Origin of the sequence: uncultured Succinivibrio sp., from assembly GCF_902756765.1 — a bacterium.
Lineage (GTDB): Bacteria > Pseudomonadota > Gammaproteobacteria > Enterobacterales > Succinivibrionaceae > Succinivibrio.
On the sequence record NZ_CACVSS010000012.1, the window covers coordinates 19,639 to 40,864 of the forward strand.

At 42.0% G+C, this 21,226-nt stretch carries 17 protein-coding genes; 13 read left to right on the forward strand and 4 right to left on the reverse strand.

The genetic code is table 11. The annotated features are described in order from the left end of the window. The 3 genes from proB (at nucleotide 1) to QZU45_RS03100 (ending at nucleotide 2,917) form a co-directional block, all read left to right on the forward strand. The gene (gene proB, locus QZU45_RS03090; protein WP_295351463.1) at nucleotides 1-1,119 is read left to right on the forward strand and encodes a glutamate 5-kinase; all 1,119 of its coding nucleotides are present in this window, start codon (nucleotides 1-3) and stop codon (nucleotides 1,117-1,119) included. Nucleotides 1,120-1,125: 6 nt separating this feature from the next. Continuing rightward, nucleotides 1,126-2,382 carry a glutamate-5-semialdehyde dehydrogenase gene (locus QZU45_RS03095; protein ID WP_295351466.1) on the forward strand — a complete coding sequence of 419 codons (1,257 nt, stop codon included), beginning with the start codon at nucleotides 1,126-1,128 and terminating at the stop codon, nucleotides 2,380-2,382. 208 nt (nucleotides 2,383-2,590) lie between these two features. Continuing rightward, on the forward strand, nucleotides 2,591-2,917 hold the full coding sequence (locus QZU45_RS03100) for a hypothetical protein (protein ID WP_295351469.1): 327 nt from the start codon (nucleotides 2,591-2,593) through the stop codon (nucleotides 2,915-2,917). Between the two features lie 118 nt (nucleotides 2,918-3,035). Here the strand turns inward: QZU45_RS03100 and QZU45_RS03105 are convergent, their stop codons facing one another. Then, nucleotides 3,036-3,467 (reverse strand): EscU/YscU/HrcU family type III secretion system export apparatus switch protein, encoded by a 432-nt coding sequence (locus tag QZU45_RS03105; RefSeq protein WP_295351472.1) that lies wholly within the window; start codon nucleotides 3,465-3,467, stop codon nucleotides 3,036-3,038. 17 nt (nucleotides 3,468-3,484) lie between these two features. Further along, nucleotides 3,485-8,584: a hypothetical protein gene (locus QZU45_RS03110; RefSeq protein WP_295351475.1), complete on the reverse strand. Its 5,100-nt coding sequence runs from the start codon at nucleotides 8,582-8,584 to the stop codon at nucleotides 3,485-3,487. 215 nt (nucleotides 8,585-8,799) lie between these two features. On the opposite strand from QZU45_RS03110, the gene QZU45_RS03115 reads away from it, so the two are divergent. From QZU45_RS03115 to pseI, 5 genes are read left to right on the forward strand one after another with little or no spacing between them, the layout of a single operon-like run. After that, nucleotides 8,800-9,615, forward strand: coding sequence for a VacJ family lipoprotein (locus QZU45_RS03115; protein ID WP_295351478.1), 816 nt, complete (start codon nucleotides 8,800-8,802; stop codon nucleotides 9,613-9,615). A 3-nt stretch (nucleotides 9,616-9,618) separates the two neighbouring features. Continuing rightward, nucleotides 9,619-10,752: a bifunctional chorismate mutase/prephenate dehydrogenase gene (gene tyrA, locus QZU45_RS03120; protein ID WP_295351481.1), complete on the forward strand. Its 1,134-nt coding sequence runs from the start codon at nucleotides 9,619-9,621 to the stop codon at nucleotides 10,750-10,752. Beyond that, nucleotides 10,749-12,122, forward strand: a complete 1,374-nt coding sequence (locus QZU45_RS03125; protein WP_295351484.1) for a hypothetical protein — start codon at nucleotides 10,749-10,751, stop codon at nucleotides 12,120-12,122. The genes tyrA and QZU45_RS03125 overlap by 4 nt, the downstream gene beginning before the upstream one ends. Before the next feature lie 25 nt (nucleotides 12,123-12,147). After that, nucleotides 12,148-13,050 carry a protease HtpX gene (gene htpX, locus QZU45_RS03130; protein WP_074840281.1) on the forward strand — a complete coding sequence of 301 codons (903 nt, stop codon included), beginning with the start codon at nucleotides 12,148-12,150 and terminating at the stop codon, nucleotides 13,048-13,050. 9 nt (nucleotides 13,051-13,059) lie between these two features. After that, on the forward strand, nucleotides 13,060-14,082 hold the full coding sequence (gene pseI / locus QZU45_RS03135; RefSeq protein ID WP_295351487.1) for a pseudaminic acid synthase: 1,023 nt from the start codon (nucleotides 13,060-13,062) through the stop codon (nucleotides 14,080-14,082). A 122-nt stretch (nucleotides 14,083-14,204) separates the two neighbouring features. On the opposite strand, the gene QZU45_RS03140 is transcribed toward pseI, so the two are convergent. After that, nucleotides 14,205-14,510: a CesT family type III secretion system chaperone gene (locus tag QZU45_RS03140; protein WP_295351508.1), complete on the reverse strand. Its 306-nt coding sequence runs from the start codon at nucleotides 14,508-14,510 to the stop codon at nucleotides 14,205-14,207. A gap of 456 nt (nucleotides 14,511-14,966) precedes the next feature. Here QZU45_RS03140 and QZU45_RS03145 point away from each other — a divergent pair, with 456 nt between their 5' ends. From QZU45_RS03145 to QZU45_RS03165, 5 genes are all read left to right on the forward strand, one after another. Continuing rightward, on the forward strand, nucleotides 14,967-16,034 hold the full coding sequence (locus QZU45_RS03145; RefSeq protein WP_295351491.1) for a sugar-binding protein: 1,068 nt from the start codon (nucleotides 14,967-14,969) through the stop codon (nucleotides 16,032-16,034). A gap of 157 nt (nucleotides 16,035-16,191) precedes the next feature. Next, a complete protein-coding gene (locus QZU45_RS03150; protein ID WP_295351494.1) occupies nucleotides 16,192-16,836 on the forward strand; it encodes a TetR/AcrR family transcriptional regulator in 645 nt (214 codons plus the stop codon). Between the two features lie 19 nt (nucleotides 16,837-16,855). Continuing rightward, the gene (locus QZU45_RS03155; protein WP_295351497.1) at nucleotides 16,856-17,545 is read left to right on the forward strand and encodes an aspartate/glutamate racemase family protein; all 690 of its coding nucleotides are present in this window, start codon (nucleotides 16,856-16,858) and stop codon (nucleotides 17,543-17,545) included. 275 nt (nucleotides 17,546-17,820) lie between these two features. After that, on the forward strand, nucleotides 17,821-18,564 hold the full coding sequence (locus QZU45_RS03160) for a basic amino acid ABC transporter substrate-binding protein (RefSeq protein WP_295351500.1): 744 nt from the start codon (nucleotides 17,821-17,823) through the stop codon (nucleotides 18,562-18,564). 287 nt (nucleotides 18,565-18,851) lie between these two features. Further along, nucleotides 18,852-19,343: a hypothetical protein gene (locus tag QZU45_RS03165; protein WP_295351503.1), complete on the forward strand. Its 492-nt coding sequence runs from the start codon at nucleotides 18,852-18,854 to the stop codon at nucleotides 19,341-19,343. 155 nt (nucleotides 19,344-19,498) lie between these two features. Here QZU45_RS03165 and QZU45_RS03170 read toward each other — a convergent pair whose 3' ends face one another. After that, complete coding sequence (locus tag QZU45_RS03170) at nucleotides 19,499-21,109, reverse strand: methyl-accepting chemotaxis protein (RefSeq protein ID WP_295351505.1); 1,611 nt, start codon at nucleotides 21,107-21,109, stop codon at nucleotides 19,499-19,501. Nucleotides 21,110-21,226: the final 117 nt, after the last annotated feature.

Consider the following 21,226-nt stretch of genomic DNA (forward strand, 5'->3'; position numbering starts at 1 on the left):
GTGACATCGTTAAAAAATAAGAGAATAGTAATCAAGCTGGGTACAAGTACTCTTACCAACGGCAGTAAAAAGCTCGACAGAGCTCATATGCTTGAGATTGTAAGAACTGTATCTGCTCTGCTTAAAATGAAGGCTCAGGTTATTCTGGTTTCATCCGGTGCTATTGCCGCCGGTCGTGAATTCCTTAATTACCCCGAACTGCCCAAGGATGTCCGTTACAAACAGATGCTTGCCTCTGTAGGTCAGGTTAAACTGATTGAAGAGTGGGAAAAACTGTTCTCTATTTATGATATTCGTATTGGCCAGATCCTGATTACCAGAGCTGATCTTGATAATCGTGAGCGTTACCTTAATGCTCGAGATACATTATTTGCTCTGCTTGAGATGGGAGTGGTTCCTATCATCAATGAAAATGATGCTGTCAGTGTTTCTGAAATCAAAGTTGGTGATAATGACAATCTTGCAGCTCTGTCTGGCGTGCTTATTGAAGCGGACAAGGTTATTCTCTTAACTGACCAGAAAGGGCTTTATACAGGTGATCCAAGACACGATCCCGATGCCAAGCTTATACGAACCGTTGAAAAAATCGATGAACATATCATTGAGATTGCCGGTGGTTCTGGTACCTCTCTGGGCACCGGTGGTATGGCCACCAAGATCAAGGCAGCTCAGGTTGCAACCGATGCTGGTGTGGAGCTTATTATAGCTTCAGGCGCAAATCCTTCTACTCTTGTTGATGTTATTAACAAAAATGCCGAGTGTACTGTATTTCTTCCCTCTAAGAAACCGGTTCTTGCAAGAAAGTCATGGATCAGTACTGCAACCCTTGCGGTTGGTTCTATCTACATTGATGATGGCGCGGCTAAAGCTTTGTTAACTTCCGGTTCTAGTCTCCTGCCTAAGGGAATTACATCTATTAAGGGAGATTTCCTGCGCGGTGCCACTGTGGAGATTAGAAATTCAGAGGACAGGATAATTGCAAGAGGCCTTACCCGTTACTCATCGGATGAGCTGAATCTTATTGCCAAGAAACGCTCCTCTGAGATTGAAAAGACTTTAGGCTTTTCTCATGGTGATGTTGCTGTACATCGTGATGATTTGGTTTTGGTTAACAAGTAGTTTTTTATGACAGATATTATTGAAATCGCTAAAAGAGCCCGCAAAGCCGGTTATGATTTTGCTCTGCTCTCAACTTCAAAGAAAAATGAGGCTCTGCATACTATTGCCTCCATGTTAAGAGATTCTGCTGCAGAGATTTTTGAAACCAATAAAAAGGATGTTGATAGTGCCAGAGCTAAAGGTCTGGCAGAGGCAATGGTCGATCGCCTTACCTTTACACAGGCCCGTTTTGATGAGATGGTGGATGGTCTTGACAAAGTTGCTGCTTTAGAAGATCCATGCGGTAGAACTTTTGATGGCAGAGTATTGCCAAACGGCCTTGAGGTTGTAAAAAAATCAGTTCCTTTCGGTGTTGTAGGTGTTATATATGAGTCCCGTCCAAATGTAACAGTGGATATCGCCGGACTTTGTCTAAAATCTGGCAACGCCTGTATTTTAAGAGGAGGCTCAGAGGCCTTTAATACCAATTCTCTTCTGCACCGTATTATCTGTAGAGCGCTTGAAAAGTGTGGCCTAAATCCTGCTGGTGTATCTTTTGTAGACAGTACCGATAGGGAACAGGTTACCACCATGCTTTCCTTAGATCAGTACATTGATGTACTGATTCCTCGTGGAGGAGAGAAACTTCAGCGTATGTGCCAAAGAGAGTCTTCAATTCCTGTGATTATTGGCGGATTTGGTATTTCTCATATTTTTGTGGATGATTCTGCAGATTTAGAACGCAGTGTTGAGATTATCTTCAATGCTAAGACTCAGAAGCCTTCAGCCTGTAACAGTCTTGATACTCTGCTTGTTCATGAGAAGATTGCAGACAGGTTCCTGCCAATGGTTCTGAGCAGGCTTAAGGAGAAAGAGGTTACTGTTCTTGCTCATGGAGAGGCTTTTGAAAAATGCGCTAACTATCCTTTCCTGGAAAAGGGGAGCAATGAAGATTTTGACAGAGAGTTTTTAGCTCTTAAGATGAATGTAAGAATTGTTTCGGATGTCTATGAGGCAATTACTCATCTGAGAGTTCATAATGCTTCTCATTCAGATTCAATTCTGACTGACAGCAGAAAGAATGCAGAGCTTTTTGTTAAATCAGCAGGATCAGCCTGTGTATACGTAAACGCCTCTACTCGTTTCTCTGATGGTGGGCAGTTTGGTCTTGGAGCTGAAGTTGCCATTTCTACACAGAAACTACATGCCAGAGGACCTATGGCTCTGCAGGAACTTACAACTTATCAGTATGTATGCACTGGAGACTATATCTACAGACACTAGTTCAACTTTTTTATGTCCTCAGAAATACATAGTGTTTCTGAGGACTGATTTCCTTTTCTTCTCCTGTAATAGTTTCTTTCCTGTCTTTCTGTTCTGCAAGTCATAATCATTTTTATTCTCGATGTCCTATCATTTCCTATAATTAAAAAGACTTCCTGTTGTTTTAAACAAACTTCCTTAATGAAATGAGTTAGAAGAAGGTGTGCACATGAGTGAATTAAGCAGAACTGATGTTGAAGACATAGTTAAGAAGATCCTGAATGAGACTCTGGATAAAAAGAATGAGGAACTGGTTCAGAAGATTAGAATTTTTGTGGATATGACCTTAAACAAGATTCTTGAAACAAAACTTAGAACTCTCCTGCAACAGCTTAATTCTGGATTTTCAGAAGGAGCTTCCAGCAGTTCCGACCACCTAAGTGAGCTCAATTCAACCGTAAGTGAAGTTCTGCGTGAACTTAATGCAGTTTCTGAATCCTGTAATGAGCTGCTAGATAAAATTGACAGTCTGGAATTAAGACTTGAAGAACCTTAGTATTCAACATCTTCTGATATATTCAGAAATCATAATCAATTAAGATTGAGTGGTATATTACAGGAACATTCTGATTATATGGAGGATAATGACTGTGAAATCACAGTCATAATCTTTTCTAAGCTTCAGTGTTGATGGCGGTACTGCCGTCAGCACGTCTGTATTTTTCAGGAGTCTTTCCCTGAAGGTAATAACTGAAAGAGAGAATGGTAGCAATAATTACATATAGCTCTTTTGGAATTTCCTCTCCTTCTTTGAGATTTTTCAGCTGATTGAAAAGGGCAGGATCTTTATGTACATAAAGTCCAAGCTCCTTTGCCATATCCACAATCGCCTGGGCTCTGCTTTCATAACCAAGAGCACTTACAAAAGGAGATTCTTTGGCCTCATCGTAGCTTATCGCAACTGCAGCGCTGGCTTTTTCATAAGTCTGCTTAAAGGAAAGATCCTCGTCAGTTGCATCAATCGGTCTGACTTCCTGTGGACTGTTAGGCACATCAGGTTCAACCTGCGTCTCAATGATGTCCTGATCTTTATTTTCCTGATCCATAAAAATCCTCCTGCCCGTCAGATATCAACCGATAAGGTTGCTCCGTCAGAGTTTCTTTCATGAGGGCCTACATCAGGAGAGGCCACTGTATTCTGAATATGAACATTTCCAAGTCGAGCCATGGCTGATCTGGTGGTAATACCGGCCTGCTGCAGCTGCTCTTTTAATACTGGAAGTGCTTCCTGAACCTTCTGCAGTCCTTCGACTGAGCTTGCGATTACTGAAAGTTTCAGCTCTGGAAGTTTTGCTACAGCTTTGATTTCTACAGGGCCAATTCCCTGAAGATCGAATACAAAGGTCAGATGCCAGCTCTTTTTGCCGTCTTCCTCCACTACAGGTCGGGCATTAAATGCTCCCTCTTTGCCCCCATCATAGGATGGAGGCAACGGAATATACTGGAACAGGGCAGGCAGATTTTCCTTTAATGGCTTCTGCATTCTGGATATCTGCTCAAAGGTTTCATCAATCAGCGAAGAAATAGTTCCTCTAGAGCCGGCTCCTAATTCCTTTGAAAGCTTCTTTAGCTCGGCATCGAATTTGTCTTCCATCAGATCGACGTCCTTCTTGAGGAATTTATCAACTGATTTACCCAGCTGACTGAATCTGATTGATAAAAGCAGGAAAGCCCACTGATGAAGAGCGAGAGACATTGATGAATTAGTACTCAATGGTGAGGAAGTGAAACTCAGCCAGTTGGTAACCGATGGCAAATCATTGATTGGGTTTTCAAACTTTTTCAGTAATTCCTTAGCCTGATCTCGTACTACCTGAGGCAGTGCCTGATTGTTAATCTGAGCCTTTAAGGCATGTGTGTACGCATCAAGTGGAGATTCTCTTCCTGAATTCTGAGACATGAGCGCGGCACTTGCAGAGGCTGAATTTAGCTGAAGATTCTGTGATTCAGATTTTACCTCATCAGGTTTCTTTGAGAAGATTGAAGCCAGCCTGCTGAAGAAGCCTGATTTCTCTTTGATCTCACCCACGTCATTTACTACGGTAGGATCTGGAATTGGCTCGCTTCTGCCATTAGTAATCGCAGCGGCACCAGGAGTTTTGGATGGAACTGCACTGATCTTGAAGTCTTCTGAAGACTCTTTGCTGTCTGCTGTATTCTTAACCTTTTCTAAATTCCTAACATCTTTTGGAATTACACCATCATCAAGTTCATCCTCAGGTACGGTCTGAGTCAGAATCTTGGCCTGAAGATTCTGTTCAGTATTAGCAGCATTATTTGAGTTTGCTGTGACCTCAGAGGAGTTGCTTAAACCTGCATTAAAGCCTGAAAGGAAGGAAGGTCTGTTCTGAACAGCTGATTTGAGATCAGAATTGATTCCTTTCTTTTCCGGATCAAGAATCTCTTCAAAGACATCATTGTCTGGGTTTGAGATAGGTGTATCATCTGCAGCCACATCATCCATATTCTGGGCTTCCACAATGCGGCTGTGCATCTGTGCCTGCTGCTCTAAGGTAACTCCAGAACTTTGTGGATTAGTGTTATTCTGTGTTGCCGCATTTTCAGCAGTAGCGGTTGAAGAAACTCCTACTCCTGAAATAGTCGAGAAGTTTGAGGCAAATGGATTTGGTACAGGAGCACTATCTTCTGCTTCAACATCTAAAAGTCCATTAGAATCTGTGTTCTGTTCACTCTGGGCGGCCAGAGCCTGGGCCTGTGCCTGAGCTTTTGCAATCTCCTCCGCTTCAGCTTTATCTAAAGCTTCTGTCATGGCCTGAGCCTGAGCTATGGTCATATTCTGATTTAGCCCGGCACTCTGTGCCTCAATTGGATTCATATTAGGAGATTTTGGCTGAGGCTGGCTTATTACTGTTCCTGACTGTGTAACCAGTACCTGTTCGGTCATATTGGTAACAGTATTCTGAACTGTGCTCTGGGTGGCATTTCCTCCGGAAGTTAGAGCCGCCTGTCTCTGAGCATTCTGTAAGGCCATCTGTTCAGCTTTTGAGGCTTCAATCTGAGCATCAGGATTTGTCTGAGCTGCAGGATTAGAACGGGTGATTATAATCTGACTGTCTTTTTTGATAATTTCATGATCACCCTGAACTTCCTTTGGTGGCAGAGTATTCTGTTTTAATTCCTCTGTGGAGGCTTTTTTAGGCTCAGGGTTATCGTTCTGATGAAGCTCTGGTAAATCTTCAGCTGTTTCCGGATAAGACTGATGCAGCTCTGGCAAGTTGGCATAGATATTCTGTGGCTGTTCAACTGCAGCTGTATTCTGCTGTAGTGCAACATTCTGATAGGCCATGGAAGCGCTGTTCTGATGCAGAGGCTGCTGGGGAGAATTTACTGGCTGCTCACTCTGAGTCTTCACGTCATCATTGTCTAAAGCCACAGCTGAAGCATTTTCTGCAGCGGCCTGTCTTAATTCAGCCTGACGCTCTTCTTCCTGTATCTGCGCTGATCTGTTCTCATTGTTCTGTACAGAGCTTTCCTCCTGAACAGATCTCTGAGTCATTTTCTGTTCTGTTTCTACATCAGTCGCGGTCTGTTCAGCTGTATTCTGTACAGGTGTCTGCGTCTGTGGAGTTACCTGTTCCTGTACAGGCACATTTCCCTCAGGGGCAGCATTTAGAATTCTGCTTTGGGCTTCGGTACTTATCTGTGAGTACAGACGGTTAAGATTCGGATCGGTCTGCGGGGCCTGATTCTGTGTCAGCTCCTGATTCTGCTGCAGTGCTGCACTTGTCTCAGAAGTCTGCACTGCTGCAGGATTTACATAAGTCTCCTCGTTTTGTACCTGAGGGGCACTAGGAGTCTGTGGAACCTGAGCTGCATTTTCTGTGTTGACGGCAATGGCCACTTCAGAGACAGCCACCTCCCTGTTTATGGGCTGATTACTAAGAGGAGCTTCTTCATTCTGTACCAGTTCCTCAATTTCTGATCCATCCTCATTTACACGCTGTTTTAATAGTTCAGCCGTTGAGATTTTATCTGTCTCATCCTGAACTTTCGGTGCAGTTTCCTCGTTTTCAAGCTGTTGCTGCTGTTTTGAAATTCTATCCTGTGTTGTTGAGGAGGTAAAATCCTGCACTAAGGATTCATCAGCAATTCTCTGGGCCTTATGGTAGGAGCTCAGATCGAAGAGGGCTGAACTTGTGTAGCCATAGGATGCCATGTTGGTACTGTAGGATACTTTTACCGGAGTGCTCTGAAATTCAGCTGCTAAACTCTGGGTATTCTGTTTTAATTCCGGCATTGCCTTGTCATTTTGTACCTGAGGTTCTGCTGGAGTCTGAATTCTGTTTCTCTCAGATAGTTCCTGAGCTCTTATAGCCAAGGCTTCTTTTACCATCGAGGCCATTTCACGGGCATTGTTCTGAGAGGCTTCAAGCTGAGCTTTTAGTTCGCTAACTACTTCTGAGGCAGCTGCCTTTGCTGAATTCTGTGAAACCTCTATCTGTGTCTTTACGCTTTCCTTTAAAGCCTCTTTAACCGCCTCCATGGCGAGTTTCTTTATATCATCCGGGCTAAGCTGGTTCTCGACTTTCTGAGGTGTCTTGAGCTGAGACTCTGTATTTTGAACAGTCTTCTGTTCGGTACTTAGATTTTCACTGCGAGGTACGAGGGTGTCTTGCTTTACTGCTTCTGCCTTTGGAGCTTGAACCTCTGCTTTAGTCTGTTCTGACTTCTGAATCGGAGGCTCACTTTTTATCTGCTCACTCTTGGTGTCGGTAGGTTCTGCCTTTGCGGGCTGTTCAGCCTTTACCGTGTCGGTACTGGCTGTTTCAGGTCTGGCTTGCGGAGCTTCAGTTTTTACCTGTTCTGCTTTAACAGTCTGAACTTCTGTCTTAGGCTGTTCAACTGCAGTTTTCTGAATCTCTGCTTTTAACTGTTCACCTTTAAGATTTTCAGCCTGTAAGGTTTTTGCCTCACTCTGTGTCTGTGGCTTAACCTGTTCTAAGGTGGATTTTGTCTGGGAGAGTGTCTTTTCGAAAGACTCATCAACCTTCTTTATATCCTGCTCATTGACATTGGCTAGAGACTGTCTTGTGGCAGGATCTGGAAGCTTGCCTTCTGCGGCAAGTCTGATTCGTTCTTCTCTGAACTGCTGCTGAAGCTTAGCTGCCCTTGCTGACAGTTCTGACAAGGACAGGGTAGAGGCGTCGCGCATCTTCCCTTCAGAGGATGTTTTTACATTTTCCTCAGCAGCCTCAGTACTCTGTGCCTGGACAGTTCTGTCTGATGCCGGAATCAGATTTCCCTTGCGTGCGGTTACTGCTGCCTTGTGAATCAGATCGTGGATTCGTTTTGCAGTGTTTTTTGAAATGTCGTCGTTGTACTCGTTCTCTGTCTCCGAGGCTTCAGCCTTCTGACGGTTCTGCTTGAAGATATCAAGATAGGTTGAACCCTCAGGAAATTCATCTAAGGCCTTACGCAGATACCTTGTCATAATCTGTGGAGTTGAAGTGCCTGGTTTTGGTTTCTCAACCGGAGCGTCAACCTCAAGCTTCTCTAATACTTCGGGCTGATTGCTTTTTACATAGGCTATGGATGCTGACAGGACATCAGAGGTTGCTATTTTTGATCTTAAGGATAACTCTGACTGAGGCGGATAAACTTCTCTTATAGCAAGATCACGCTGCAGTCCGGCACCCATGTTCTCATAGTCTGTAAGATTAACCACACTCTGACAGATAAGCTTTGACAGATTCTTTCCGGCAGGAACTCCCTCACTTAGTGAATCCGGAAGCTTTTTCATGTTCTGTTCTAAAGTTGAGGCCGCATCTCGAGAGCGGACCATTTCCTTTGAGGTGGACAGATCCTGAGCTACCTTTTCCTGAAGTGAAGGATCTCTGTTGATAACCTGAACGGTAAGCTTGCGGTAATGTCCCATGGAAGAGGATTCTCTGTCAACGTCTACATCCTTTACAGACTGAGGATCCTGTACATAGGTGTTTAGGGATGAAGATAACTGATTGTAGGTTCTCTGTGATGATTCGGCCAATAGCCCCTTCTGTCGGGACATAACACTTATGTAGTTTGCAGTGGCCTGAGTATTGATTCTGGCTGGTTCTTTGGCAGCCCTGGTTTCATTCTCTGATACAGAGACTTCAGATTGAACTTTCTCTGAGCTCTTTACTTCAATATCTAAGTTATCCATTCGTGCTTAATCTTATGTAATACGTATTATGACGGTATGATAGCAAAAAATTTTCCAAATTAGATATTGATCTCTCACGCTTTTGTAAAAAACCGGTAAGGAAGTAGTGGCTTGCTTCGCATTTTTGTCGTTTCTTTGGTGCACTTGTCTTTTCAATGGATGAAAATTACCAATGCTGTTGTAGAATGTAATAAAAAAGAATTAGGTAGGTTGTTATGAATCTTAAAAAGAAAATGGTATCAGTTGCAGTTACTCTTGCTCTTATTATAGGAGGAACTGCTCAGGCATTTCATTCTAATTACAGCCCAATGGCACCAAGACAGCTTACCTATAAAGCTTCTCACGCCGATTACAGTTACGGCCTTACTATTCTTCCAGGAAATTCCATTGATTCAATTGAAGGTTTAAACCGTAACGGACCTTGGCAGACCAACTACTATGTTCTTGACAGATATATTCTAAGACCTGTGGCTCATGGTTATGCCAAGCTTCCTCAGTTTACCCGTACCGGTATTCACAATTTTATCGGTAATGTCGGAGAGCTGAACAATACCGTAAACAACCTGTTTTTAGGTAATTTTGCTGACAGCGGAATATCCATAAGCCGTTTTGCCATCAATTCAACCATCGGTATTTTAGGTCTCTTTGATGTTGCTACCCCTATGGGTGTCGAACGTAAAGAAATGAGCTTTGATACTGTGCAGGGCAGGGCAGGTGCTGACAGCGGTGCCTATCTTATGATTCCTGCAGTGGGCCCTTCAACCGAAAGAGCCATACACGGTACTGTAGTTGATGCCTGGCCAACCTATCTGGTTCCACCTCTAATCGGCTGGACCTTTAATGCCATCAGTGCCATTGATACCAGAGCTGGTCTCATCCCTCAGGAGGAGATGATAGATAACGCAGTTGATCCATATGCACAGGTAAGAACTGCTTATCTGCAGTATCGTGAGGGTAAGGTTAACCCTGATGCCGCTATGGAAAACAAGAAAGACGAGAATGTCGAAGAATTTTTAGAAGAGATTGACTAACAGATGAGTGCCGTAGAACTAGAAAAAATCCGAGAAGAAATAAACGATACCGACAGGGAGCTTATAAGGTTACTAAAAAAAAGATTTGATCTCGTATCTAAGGCTGCGGTTTCCAAAAAAGACTTCGGGGATAAGGTCTATTCACGTGAGCGCGAGGCCTATGTGATAGGCTCTGCAGAAAAGTATGCTGTTGAAAACGGTCTTCCCGAAGGTCTGCTTTCAGATGTCATGAAGCGTCTGTTAAGAGAGTCCTACAAAATCTGTTCTGCTACTGATTTTTCTTATCCTAAAACTTTAAAGGAATCCGGAGATATTGTTATTGTCGGCGGCAATGGCGGTATGGGCCGGATTTTTTCAAGATATTTTGAGGCATCAGGCTACAAGGTATTTTCCTTTGGACACAGAGGCTGGGATAAGGCTCCAGAATATCTTAAGAATGCCAAAGTGGTAATTGTCACCGTGCCTATTGATGTTACAGTAGAGGTAATACAGAAGCTTTCTCCTCTTTTAAGAGAGGATCAGATCCTCTGTGATTTCACTTCTGTAAAGGCTCCGATTGTAGATGCCATGATGAAATATCACAAGGGGCCGGTTTTAGGTTTGCACCCTATGTTCGGACCTGATGTTAAGAGCCTTGTTAAACAGGTGATTGTAACTGTTCCTCAGCGAGATGAGAAAGCCTCGGAATTTCTTGTTGAACAGTTTAGAATCTGGGGCGCTAAAATCGTTAAATCAGAAGCCTCCGATCATGATAAGGCGATGAGCATTATTCAGGCTCTGCGTCATTTCGGCACCTACAGCTACGGTTCTTTCCTGCAGTCTCTGAATCCGGATTTAAAACGCCTGATTGAACTCTCCTCTCCTATTTACAGAATGGAGCTGATGATGGTAGGCCGACTTTTTGCGCAGGATCCTCGTCTGTATGGCGATATCATCATGTCCTCAGATGCTAATTTAGAGCTTATAGAAAAGTTTGTAAGATCCCTGTCTAAGGATTTGAGTATTGTTAAGGATAAAGATCTGGATGCCTTTACTGAACGTTTCTTAAAGACCCGTGAGTATTTTGGCGAGTTTGCTGATGTGGCTTTCAAAGAGAGTGGCTCATTACTGGCTAAACTACAGGATGAAAGACAGTGAAAAGATTAGTTAAATATCTGGCTGTTTTTTCGGCTGTCATTCTGATCCTTTTTTCTATAGCTCTGGTGATTGCAAGTAATCTTTATAACTCAAAGATTCAGAGTGTTATCAGAAAAATAAACTCAAAGCAGCATTATGCCGTCTTAAACTATTCTCCTCTGTCTTCCTCGATTCTAGACAAGGAAGGTCTTTTATCGGTGGAGGTCCCTGCTTCAAAATATGGAAAGATAAAAGCCGTCTTCAAGGTTAATGTGGATTTTTCCTTCTCCTCTGTAAAGGCAACTTTTTCAAAAATGGATCACGAGGGCAATATAGACAGCATTCTTGCCTCTATGAAGATTCCTCCATTAAAGCTTGATGGCGCTATTGCCTTCTATCCATGGCAGCTTAAGGGCAGCGGAGCTGTTAAAACTTCAGCCTTCACTTTACCTGTAGATGGCGGAGAGTGCAGATTCGGAGAGAACTCATTTTATGTTTCCGGCCGTTCTAAGACAAGTCTTGATGTAGGCTTTGCCTCTGCAGGTATAAAATGCCATGCCTATGAATACTACAATCATAAGCCTGCCTATCAGGTGGATTTTCTGGATTTAAAGGTAACGGCAAAACCGGTTTTAGACATTGAGAATAAGAATGTTTCACTGGATAAGGTTAACGTAAAGTTTGATACTCTTCTGGTGGATACCTCAACAATCTATATGATTGGTTTCTCTCCAGAGGATAAGGTTCGTGACCCATCGTTACGTGACAGCTTTAAACTCTCAGCCTTTAATGTTGATCTGTCCCTGTCAGACAAGGATTATTACAACCGACGTGAACTCTCATCTGACGGTTCTATGACCATTGAGTTTGCTATGCCTCATGAGAAAGACTCAAAGGTATTACCTTACTACGATCTTTCCGATTTAAACTATGATGTTAAGATTGGAAATTTCAATGTGGAGGCTCTTATTGCTGCAGCTAAACATCCTGAGGCAGTAAATAGAATTATTGCTGCACTTTCAAAGCCTCTGAACTTTAACCTTAAGAACCTGTCATTCAGACATGCCGGTTCTAATGTTTCCACTTCAGGCCGAGCCAGCGTAATTTTAGATCCTAACTCAGGCAAACCTCAGAATGTTGATGCTACAATCAGCGCAAAGGCTGACAGAGCTTTTGTTGATTCTCTGGTTTCAGCTCAATATGAGCAGGGGCTTTTTGATTTGATGCAGAGTGGTGCTATAAACCTATCTCGTGGTGTCTATTCAACAACTCTTGATATTAAAGGTAAGGATATCAGATTAAACGGTGTTCCTTACAATGCCTCAGATGACAGAAATGATTCTGAGTCAGAGAGTGATGTTTCTGTACCACAGAAGTCACTTGATGAATAATTTTTAACGTGGAGATTAGCTGACAATGCGTATTATTTTATATATCGGAATGCAGATTGCTGTTCTGCTTTTGGTTAGTATAGTTGGCTCTGTACTGCTGAATATCTTTGGCATTCAGATTAACCCTAACGATTACATGTCATTGCTTGTGATGTGTGCTATTTTCGGATGTGCCGGGTCTCTGATATCTCTTATGATGTCAAAGTTCATGTGTAAGAAGTCCTATGGAGTTCAGGTTATAGATACACCTAGAAACTCTCAGGAAGCTTTTCTGGTTAATACTGTTGCCATGCTCTGTCAGAAGGATGGTCTTAAGATGCCAGAGGTTGGTATCTACAATTCCCCTGATCCAAATGCCTTTGCAACTGGGGCATCAAAAGATGCCGCTCTGGTTGCAGTTTCCACCGGACTTTTGAATTCTATGTCCCAGCAGGAGGTAACCGGTGTTCTTGGCCATGAGATTTCTCACATTAAAAATGGTGATATGGTTACCATGGCACTGCTGCAGGGAGTTTTAAACACCTTTGTGTATTTCTTCTCATACATTATAACATTCGCCATCGTCAACGCGTCCAGAGGAAATAACTCTGATTCCCAGAGATCTCCATCCTTTGGTTCAAGTATGATGTTTTATACCATCAACTCTATTATGCAGACTGTATTCGGTTTATTGGCCACAATGCTGTTAATGTGGTTCTCCCGCTATCGTGAGTACAGAGCAGATGCTGGTTCTGCCGAGCTTAACGGTAAACAGTGCATGATCAGTGCTCTTGAAGCTTTACAGCGAGGAGTTCAGCCTCAGGCAAACAAGGAGAAGAGCTACATGCAGGCTCTATGCATTAACGGTCCTGCAACTTTGTCTGAGCTTTTTATGTCTCATCCTCCTCTAGAGAAGAGAATTGCTGCATTAAGAGAATCTTCTTTGTAAGGAATTGTTATGTTTGAGAGAAGAGATCATGCTTTCATCGTTGCAGAGCTTTCCGGCAATCATAACGGTTCTCTTGACAGAGCCATTGAGCTTATGGAGCTTGCTCATGAGTGTGGTGCTGATGCCATTAAGATTCAGACCTATACTGAAGACAGTCTGACTATTGACTCAGATAGAGATGAGTTTATGCTCAGAGGTGGTCTGTGGGGAGGTCAGAGCTATTATGAGCTTTATAAGAAAGCTAAGACTCCTCGTGAATGGATGAAGCCTCTTTTTTCTCATGCAAAAGCTCATGGTATTCTTCTTTTCAGCTCTCCTTTCTCCTATGATGATGTAGACTGTCTGGAGGAGGCTGGATGTCCTGCTTACAAGATTGCCTCCTATGAGCTTAATGATATCGGACTTATCGACTATTGCGCATCCTTTGGCAAGCCAATGGTCATGTCTACCGGTCTGGCACTGGAAGAGGAAATTGACAGAGCGGTTGCTGCTGTCAGAAAAAGAGGGGTAACTGATTTAACTCTTCTTCACTGTGAAAGCCGATATCCAGCTGTTCCTGAGAAGTTTAATCTGAAGGCTATTCCTTATCTTAAGGATAGATACGGCTGTAAAAGTGGTCTATCCAATCATGCTCTAGGAGATGAACTTGATATTGCTGCCATAGCCTTAGGTGCAGACATGATTGAAAAGCACTTTACGGATGACAGACAAAAGGGTGGGGTAGATAGCGCCTTTTCAATGGATGTTAGTGATCTGAAAAAGCTTGTTGCTGACTCCAGAATGGTTGTTTCTTCAATGGGACGCTACGGAATTTATCTTCATGAGGATGAATACGGGGCAAGGGCAGGGCGTCGTTCCATCTATCTTGTTAAGGATATTAAAAAGGGAGAGACCCTAACCCCATCTCATGTCAAATCAATAAGACCTGCCTTAGGGCTTGAACCTTATCTATTAGAGTCTGTTTTAGGAAAAAAGGCTCTTTGTGATCTTAAGGCGCCGCTTCCGTTGAAAGCGGAGAATTTCCAGAACTGAAATTCTTTTTGCAATTGAACTGTTATCTGTAATCTTAAGTCGCAGCAGTTTGCTAAAAAAACGACAGAGAATTAAAACATTCCTGTCGTGTTCTTCCAGATCTGTATGCAGGATGTCTCCTGTTAAACAATCGTGCTCAGCATTGTCAGTGGATTATTTACGTTCTCGAATTTACTTTCCTGCTGTTCTTCACGGGAAAGAGATAGCCATTCCTTCCAGTAGCGAACTGCTCTGACAAACATTACCAGGATCTTTTCAAAATCAGAATAAGGGACATCTCCGTCAATCAGTCGGTGAAGGACAAAGTTTCCATCATTTTCATTGATGGAGATAACTCCCTGACCAGTCTCGTTTCCTAGATAGTTGGCACTTAAGATTCTTTTGAAGACAAAACGGATATCTTTGGCTACACCTATATCTGCAAAGATATAGAGCTGCTTTTTATATAATTTTTCTAATTAAATTGCTCTACATCTACTGATTTGGATCTCAATTTTATTAATATTTTTTTTTTACTTTTTATATGAAAATATTCTGAATCTGAGAATTTTGAATAATGCTTTTTTAATAATATATGAGCGGTAAGATGTGATTAAGAAAATTCTTTTTTTCAATAAACAGACTGTTATTTAAGAAAAGTTCCTATGATTTAAAAAAATGCTAAGCTTTTATGTGAGTATAATAAAATTCATCTATATGTGTTTTTTTTGGAAAAATTACATACTTCTTTTAAAAATCAAATAAAAATCGCAAATTTGAATAAATCTTGTCAAATTCTACTGAATAACCACTGTGTTTTCGTCTCAACAATTAATTCATAACTAGAATTAAAAAGATCCCAAAGCTAAATTGGGTAGGATTTAACTGACAGCAGGTGTAGTGAAATGTTTCGTAAGTTATTTTCTTTATCTTTCGTTTTTTATTTCCTTTTTGGATGCATCTCTGAATGTTATGCCGCAAGGATTGGTATTGCCATGCCTAATACGGTGGTTCCTCGCTGGCAGACAGACGGTGCAACTTTAAAGGATGAGTTTGAAGCTACAGATAATGAGGTCATACTTGTTTTTGCAGACAATAAGAAAGAGACTCAGATTGCTCAGCTTGAGGATATGATTGCTCAGAAATGTGATGCTCTGTTAGTTGTTCCTGTTGACGGCAGATCACTTACAGATGTTCTGGCTAAAGCAAAACAGGCAGGGATCAGGATTATTTCCTATGACCGTCTGATTATGAATTCAGATGCCGTTGATTATTACGCTAGCTTTGATAACTTCAAGGTCGGTCTGCTGCAAGGCTCTTTTATTGAGGAAAAACTAAATCTAAAGAATGATGATTCTCCTAAGAACATCGAGTTCTTCACAGGCTCAATTGATGATAACAACGTAAACTTTCTGTGGGCCGGTGATATGGAGGTGTTAAAACCATATCTGGTTTCAGGCCGTCTGGTCTGCAAATCCAATCAGACCTCCAAGGAAGATGCTGCTGTTCATCGCTGGCTTGCTGAAAATGCCAGGGACCGTATGGTCAAGCTGATTCAGGCTCATAATTATGGACCAAAACCAGGTCAGACTCGTCTGGATGCTGTTCTGTGTCCTAATGATACTGTAGCAAATGCCGTTATTGAGGTTTTAATCAAGCTGAGCGGCTATGATGTCTCAAATATGCCTGTGATTACAGGTCAGGACTGTTCAAAGGCAGGAGCTAAGAACATCAGAAACGGTCTGCAGTCAATGTGTGTATTCAAGGACTCAAGAATTCTGGCAATCCACGTGGTGGATATGGTTAATCAGATGCTTTCAGGTGAGGAGGTTGATGTAAACGATACTACCTCATATGACAACGGTACAGGTGTAATTCCTGCCTACCTGTGTGATCCTAAGGTGGTTAACAAGGAGAATATCAAGGAGCTCCTGATTGATACCGGATACTACACTCTAAAAGATCTCAAATAACCTTCTGTTTTACTATTTTTGAAGGAGCCGGGACTTATGATGTATCCGGCTCTTTTTTATTCTTTTTCTAATTGACATCATTTTTAGGAGAGAATAATATTTTTATATGCAACAGGTGTTGCATAACATGAAGACTTTTTTAGAGTGATGTGATTTCATGCCACCAAAATTTAAAGTTACTAAAGAAGAAATAATTCAAGCAGCCTTGGCTATCACCAGAAAGCAGGGAATAGATGCTGTTTCTGCCAGAGAAATTGCTGCCTTCCTGGGGGTCTCCTCAAGACCAATTTTTTCGTGGTTTGATGGAATGGCCCAGGTTAAAGAAGCTGTTTGTGAGGAAGGAAAAAGAATCTTTTCAGAATATGTTCAAAGAGGCCTTGAGCAGCCAATTCCGTTCTTAGGTGTTGGCCAGCAGTATATTCGCTTCGCTAAAGAGGAAGGTGAACTTTATAAGCTTCTTTTTTTAACCTTCCCAAAGGACAGCCAGGGAGGTGCGATCAGAGCAATGCAGTGTGCTCAGGAGCTGGTGCGTCCATCGCTGATGAATATATACAGAATGGATGCCCAGATGGCTGACAACTATTTTAGAGACATGTGGCTTGTAGCTTTCAGCTTTGGAACTCTGATAGTTACGAATGGATGTTTTTTCACCGACATTCAGATGTCGCAAATCATGAGTGAGTTCAGTTTGGCAATCTGTAAGGCATACAAGGAAATACCAGGATTTTCTGAAGGTATATACGACAAGGATGCAGCTTTTAAAGCAGTAATCAATGGATCAGATAGAGAACAGGACAGATAGGTAATTAAGGAGGAGTCAAATGAAAACGATTGGTCTTATTGGAGGTATGAGCTGGGAGAGTACCATTACCTACTATGAGATTATGAACAGTCAGGCTGCAAAGCGGCTTGGCGGTTTCCACTGTGCGAAGATCCTGATGTACAACGTGGATTTTGCCGAGCTTGAAGAGAATATGTCAAAAGGCAACTGGGATGGCAATGCAAAAATCCTTTCAGATGCAGCCAGAACTCTTGAAAAGGGAGGCGCAGACTTTATTGTTATCGCAACCAACACCATGCACAAGCTGGTTCCTTTAATTGAAAAGAACATCCGTATTCCTGTTCTGCATATTGCAGATGCAACCGCGGCCAGAATTAAAAGAGATAATTTCAAAAAGATTGGCCTGTTAGGCACCAAATTCACTATGACTCAGGATTTCATTAAAGATCGACTGAAAAACGCTGGACTTGAAGTGATGGTTCCGGATGATAAGGATATTGAGATTGTTAATGACGTTATCTTCAATGAACTATGTTTAGGCAAGGTTCTTAAGAGTTCCAGAGAGGAATATCAGAGAATCATCTCCTACATGAAGGATAGAGGCGCGGAAGGTGTGATTTTAGGCTGCACAGAAATCGGTATGCTTATAAGTGAAAAGGACAGTGTACTTCCTGTCTATGATACTACAGTCATTCATGCTGAAGAGGCTATCTTAAAGGCTTTAGCGTAGCTACTTTTGATTGATTAAAAGAAACTCGTAATTTTGCGCACGTCTGCAGGATATTGCCTGCTTATCGTGCGTTTTTTTTCTGCACATATAAAGCGGTAATTCTACTTTTCTCAAAGCAAGCTTTGTTCTCTTAATTTATGTCTATAGATGTCGAATATTTTTGTTTCGTATAGAACCATACAGGTTCCATTTTGGTGAAAATAATACAATTTTTTTTGGAGGTAGTATTTTTGGGATAAACTCTTTGTATAGTTTATTTTAATTAAGGAATGATGATGAAACTATATAAAAAACTTCTGGCAGCAGTTCTATGTACCTTTGTCTGCTCAGCAGAGGCCGCTGGTGATACAATTATTGTTGGCACAGAACCAACCTTTGCGCCTTTCGGCTTTATAGACAGTAAGACTAACGAAATTGTCGGCTTTGATATTGACCTTATCAATGCGATCGGTAAAGAAGCCAATCTGGATATTAAGATTGAGCCAATGCAGTTTGACGGTCTAATTCCAAGTCTGATGTCTTCCTCTATTGATGCGGTGATTTCAGGTCTTACCATTACTGATGAGCGTAAAAAGCAGGTGCTGTTCTCTGATGGTTATTATACTGCCGCACAGGATCTGATGGTAAGAAAGGAAGATCTTGGCAAATACACCGCAATGAACGATCTTAAGGGAAAGGCTGTATGCGTACAGATTGGTTCTGCCGGAGCCGATATTGCTGCTGGTATTCCTGATGCCAGGATTGTTACCTTCAACACCATGGTTGAGGCATTTATGGAACTTAAGCGTAAGGGGTGTGATGCTTCAATAACAGGAACTCCTGTAAATCAGTACTACCTGACCTCAACAGGTGAGAAAGAGCTTGCTCATGTTCCTGAGAGTGCGGTAAATGCAAAACAGCTTGGTATAGCAGTTAACCAGAAAAATACCGCTCTTGTTGAGAAAATCAACTCTGGCTTGAAAAAACTTCGTGAAAACGGTGTATATGATGAGCTGTACAGGAAGTGGTTTAATCAGTAGGCAGCTGTAGTCTTTAATCTTCTTTTCAAATATAAGGACTGAGATTATCTATTGTCCAGTCCTTATTCAAGACTGCAGAAAAGGCAGTAAACTTCGGTAGGTTATCAGTTGAATGCGCTATAACGGCATAGTATGTTTGTATAAATGTAACTACGTATATTGTTATGGTCCTGCAATAATAACGGAATTTAAAAATTTGTTAATGAGTTCTAGGTAATAACATAAACTTTTTTTAACTGTAGTGCTTTATTCTCTATAATAAGTATAAATAAAGGTAGGTGCCGCAAATGAATACAACTGATCTGAATAAACTGCTTCAAAGACTCTCAGATTACGATCTTCCTCCGTTTGACTCGTACGGTTTGACTTCGGCAAGACTTAATGACGGTAACCTGCTGAATATCTATGCGGCAGAGGAGTCTTTAATGCTGTTTATGCAGGTTGAGGTTCTTGGTAATGCTGCTGAAGATCATCCAGAGATATTTCGCGAACTTCTGCATTCAAATATCATAGGTGGACGTTTCGGAAATATGAGAATTGTCTACGACGATGAATCAACTGCAGTCTGGGTATGTCATGATGTTCTGTTTGAAACTATAAATGGTGACAGCCTTATCTCTGAAGTTGATAACTTTGTAAAAAATGCGCCTCTCCTGATTAACATACTAAGAGAAGATATAATTGCAGCCTATCTGGAACAATCAGATACAGCTGAAGCCCCTCGCAATCACAGTGAAGCAAAGACTACCATCAATATTGACAACTTTCTAAGTGTCTAGAGCGACTCCACGGAGAAAAGCTAATAGAACTCTGGCGGAGTTTTTATTTGTTTTTTTTACCAGTATTACGTTATGCAAAAAAGCATAAAAAAGCCGTCTTTTTAGTGTTTTTAAAACAGAAAAGACGGCGGTGAGTGTAGCAATCTAATTGACGCTTAAACCTTAAGTTCCTTAACTTCTTCTAATAGTTCATTAAGCAGACTTACAGATTCAGAAACACACTGCTTAGCCTCGTCAACCTCGGTGGTGAGATCTTTTGCCATCTCGGTAATATTCTGCATATTAGTAGAGATTTCAGCGGTTGCAGTTGTCTGCTGTTCAGCTGCTGTAGCAATCTGTGTAATCTGTGAGTTAACTCCTGATACCTGATCTGAAATAGAGCCCAGCAGGGTAGAAACTCCAGAGGCCTTTTCTGCCAGAATATTCATGGTTTCAAGTGATGCGGTCATGGACTGGTTGGCTTCATTTGCATCGGTCTGAATCTGGGTTACCATGCTGATGATTTCCTGAGTTGAACTTCCTGTTCTTGATGCAAGTGAACGCACCTCATCTGCAACCACAGCGAAGCCCTTACCAGCCTCACCGGCACGAGCTGCCTCAATAGCTGCGTTCAGAGCCAGCAGATTAGTCTGAGAAGCAATGTCTTCAATGGTTTGGACAATAGTACCAATCTTCTGAGACTGATCTACAAGAGCCTGAATCTGAGCCGCATCTCTCTTAGAACGCTCAACCTGCTCATGAATACCTGCAATGGTTGATTCAACCTCGGATACACCCTGATTGGTGGTTACGTTGGACTGATCAGCGGAAGCTGCTGCATTCTCACAGTTCTTGGCAATATCACCGGTAGTTGACACCATCTCATCTGAAGCGGCAGCCACCGTAAGAGCTCGGTTCTGGGTGTTCTGTGAGGATTCGTTAATACGGTTGGTTACATCATTGATGGCTGTAATCTTCTCTTCAATTGCAAAAGTCTTGGTTTTGGTGTGTCCAACCAGTGAATTCATCTGCTGACGCATATTCTCGATTCTCTTTAATAGAGTACCGAACTCATCAAGACGACGGGAATGGGTTTCATGGGTTAGATCACCACTGGCGATTTTGTCAGCGGCTCCTACAGCCTGATTCAGAGCCTTGACGATGCTGCCAGAGAAGAGCAGGGCTATAGTTACCGCAATGACCACTGCGGCCACTGATATCACAAGAATAATTAGTATAGGAGTGGTACTTGCAATGGTATCAACTCTGCCTGTAGTCTGCTGAATCTGGTGCTTTGTAATTGCAAGCGAATGCGACTTAACACTGTCGCTCACCCTAAAGAGGCTCTTTTCGTAGATAATCTGAGCCATAGGAGCATTATTCTGTTGAACGATTGGCAGGAATTTCTCGTTGACCAGCGCTATGTATTCCTTAACACCGGCTGCAATAGGATCAACATCCTTACGGTTATTGGTATCGGTTTTATCAATAAAATCTGTAGCTTCTTGAAGGGCGGCCATATTCTCTTTCAGATTCTGTTCCACCTGAGGTGAGAAGGTCTTCAGATCTGACTGAATACCAAAGCACAGCTGGTCAACATCCTCCATGGAATAGTAAATCTTGATGACAGCTTCGTATCGTGTGCCCAGAATGAAGTGGACATATTTAATTACATCATTGGTTTTAAAGAGTTGAACTAGAGAGATTGCGGAGATTAGGATTGTTAGAATAATGATTGAGAAAAAGGCTGATACAAGTTTTCCTCGTACAGACATTTTATTGAACATAAGCATACCTATCCCTCACATACACGGGATCTTAAATACTATACGGGTAATTAGCTGATTAATTTAGAAAAGATATCGATCTAAAAAGATGAGGCTTCAAAGAAGCGGTTGTTCATT

Coding starts and splice junctions, on each gene's coding strand:
- QZU45_RS03095 (WP_295351466.1), top strand. CDS start 1,126: ATGACAGATATTATTGAAATCGCTAAAAGAGCCCGCAAAGCCGGTTAT.
- QZU45_RS03100 (WP_295351469.1), top strand. CDS start 2,591: ATGAGTGAATTAAGCAGAACTGATGTTGAAGACATAGTTAAGAAGATC.
- QZU45_RS03105 (WP_295351472.1), bottom strand. CDS start 3,467: ATGGATCAGGAAAATAAAGATCAGGACATCATTGAGACGCAGGTTGAA.
- QZU45_RS03110 (WP_295351475.1), bottom strand. CDS start 8,584: ATGGATAACTTAGATATTGAAGTAAAGAGCTCAGAGAAAGTTCAATCT.
- QZU45_RS03115 (WP_295351478.1), top strand. CDS start 8,800: ATGAATCTTAAAAAGAAAATGGTATCAGTTGCAGTTACTCTTGCTCTT.
- tyrA (WP_295351481.1), top strand. CDS start 9,619: ATGAGTGCCGTAGAACTAGAAAAAATCCGAGAAGAAATAAACGATACC.
- htpX (WP_074840281.1), top strand. CDS start 12,148: ATGCGTATTATTTTATATATCGGAATGCAGATTGCTGTTCTGCTTTTG.
- pseI (WP_295351487.1), top strand. CDS start 13,060: ATGTTTGAGAGAAGAGATCATGCTTTCATCGTTGCAGAGCTTTCCGGC.
- QZU45_RS03145 (WP_295351491.1), top strand. CDS start 14,967: ATGTTTCGTAAGTTATTTTCTTTATCTTTCGTTTTTTATTTCCTTTTT.
- QZU45_RS03150 (WP_295351494.1), top strand. CDS start 16,192: ATGCCACCAAAATTTAAAGTTACTAAAGAAGAAATAATTCAAGCAGCC.
- QZU45_RS03155 (WP_295351497.1), top strand. CDS start 16,856: ATGAAAACGATTGGTCTTATTGGAGGTATGAGCTGGGAGAGTACCATT.
- QZU45_RS03160 (WP_295351500.1), top strand. CDS start 17,821: ATGAAACTATATAAAAAACTTCTGGCAGCAGTTCTATGTACCTTTGTC.
- QZU45_RS03165 (WP_295351503.1), top strand. CDS start 18,852: ATGAATACAACTGATCTGAATAAACTGCTTCAAAGACTCTCAGATTAC.
- QZU45_RS03170 (WP_295351505.1), bottom strand. CDS start 21,109: ATGTTCAATAAAATGTCTGTACGAGGAAAACTTGTATCAGCCTTTTTC.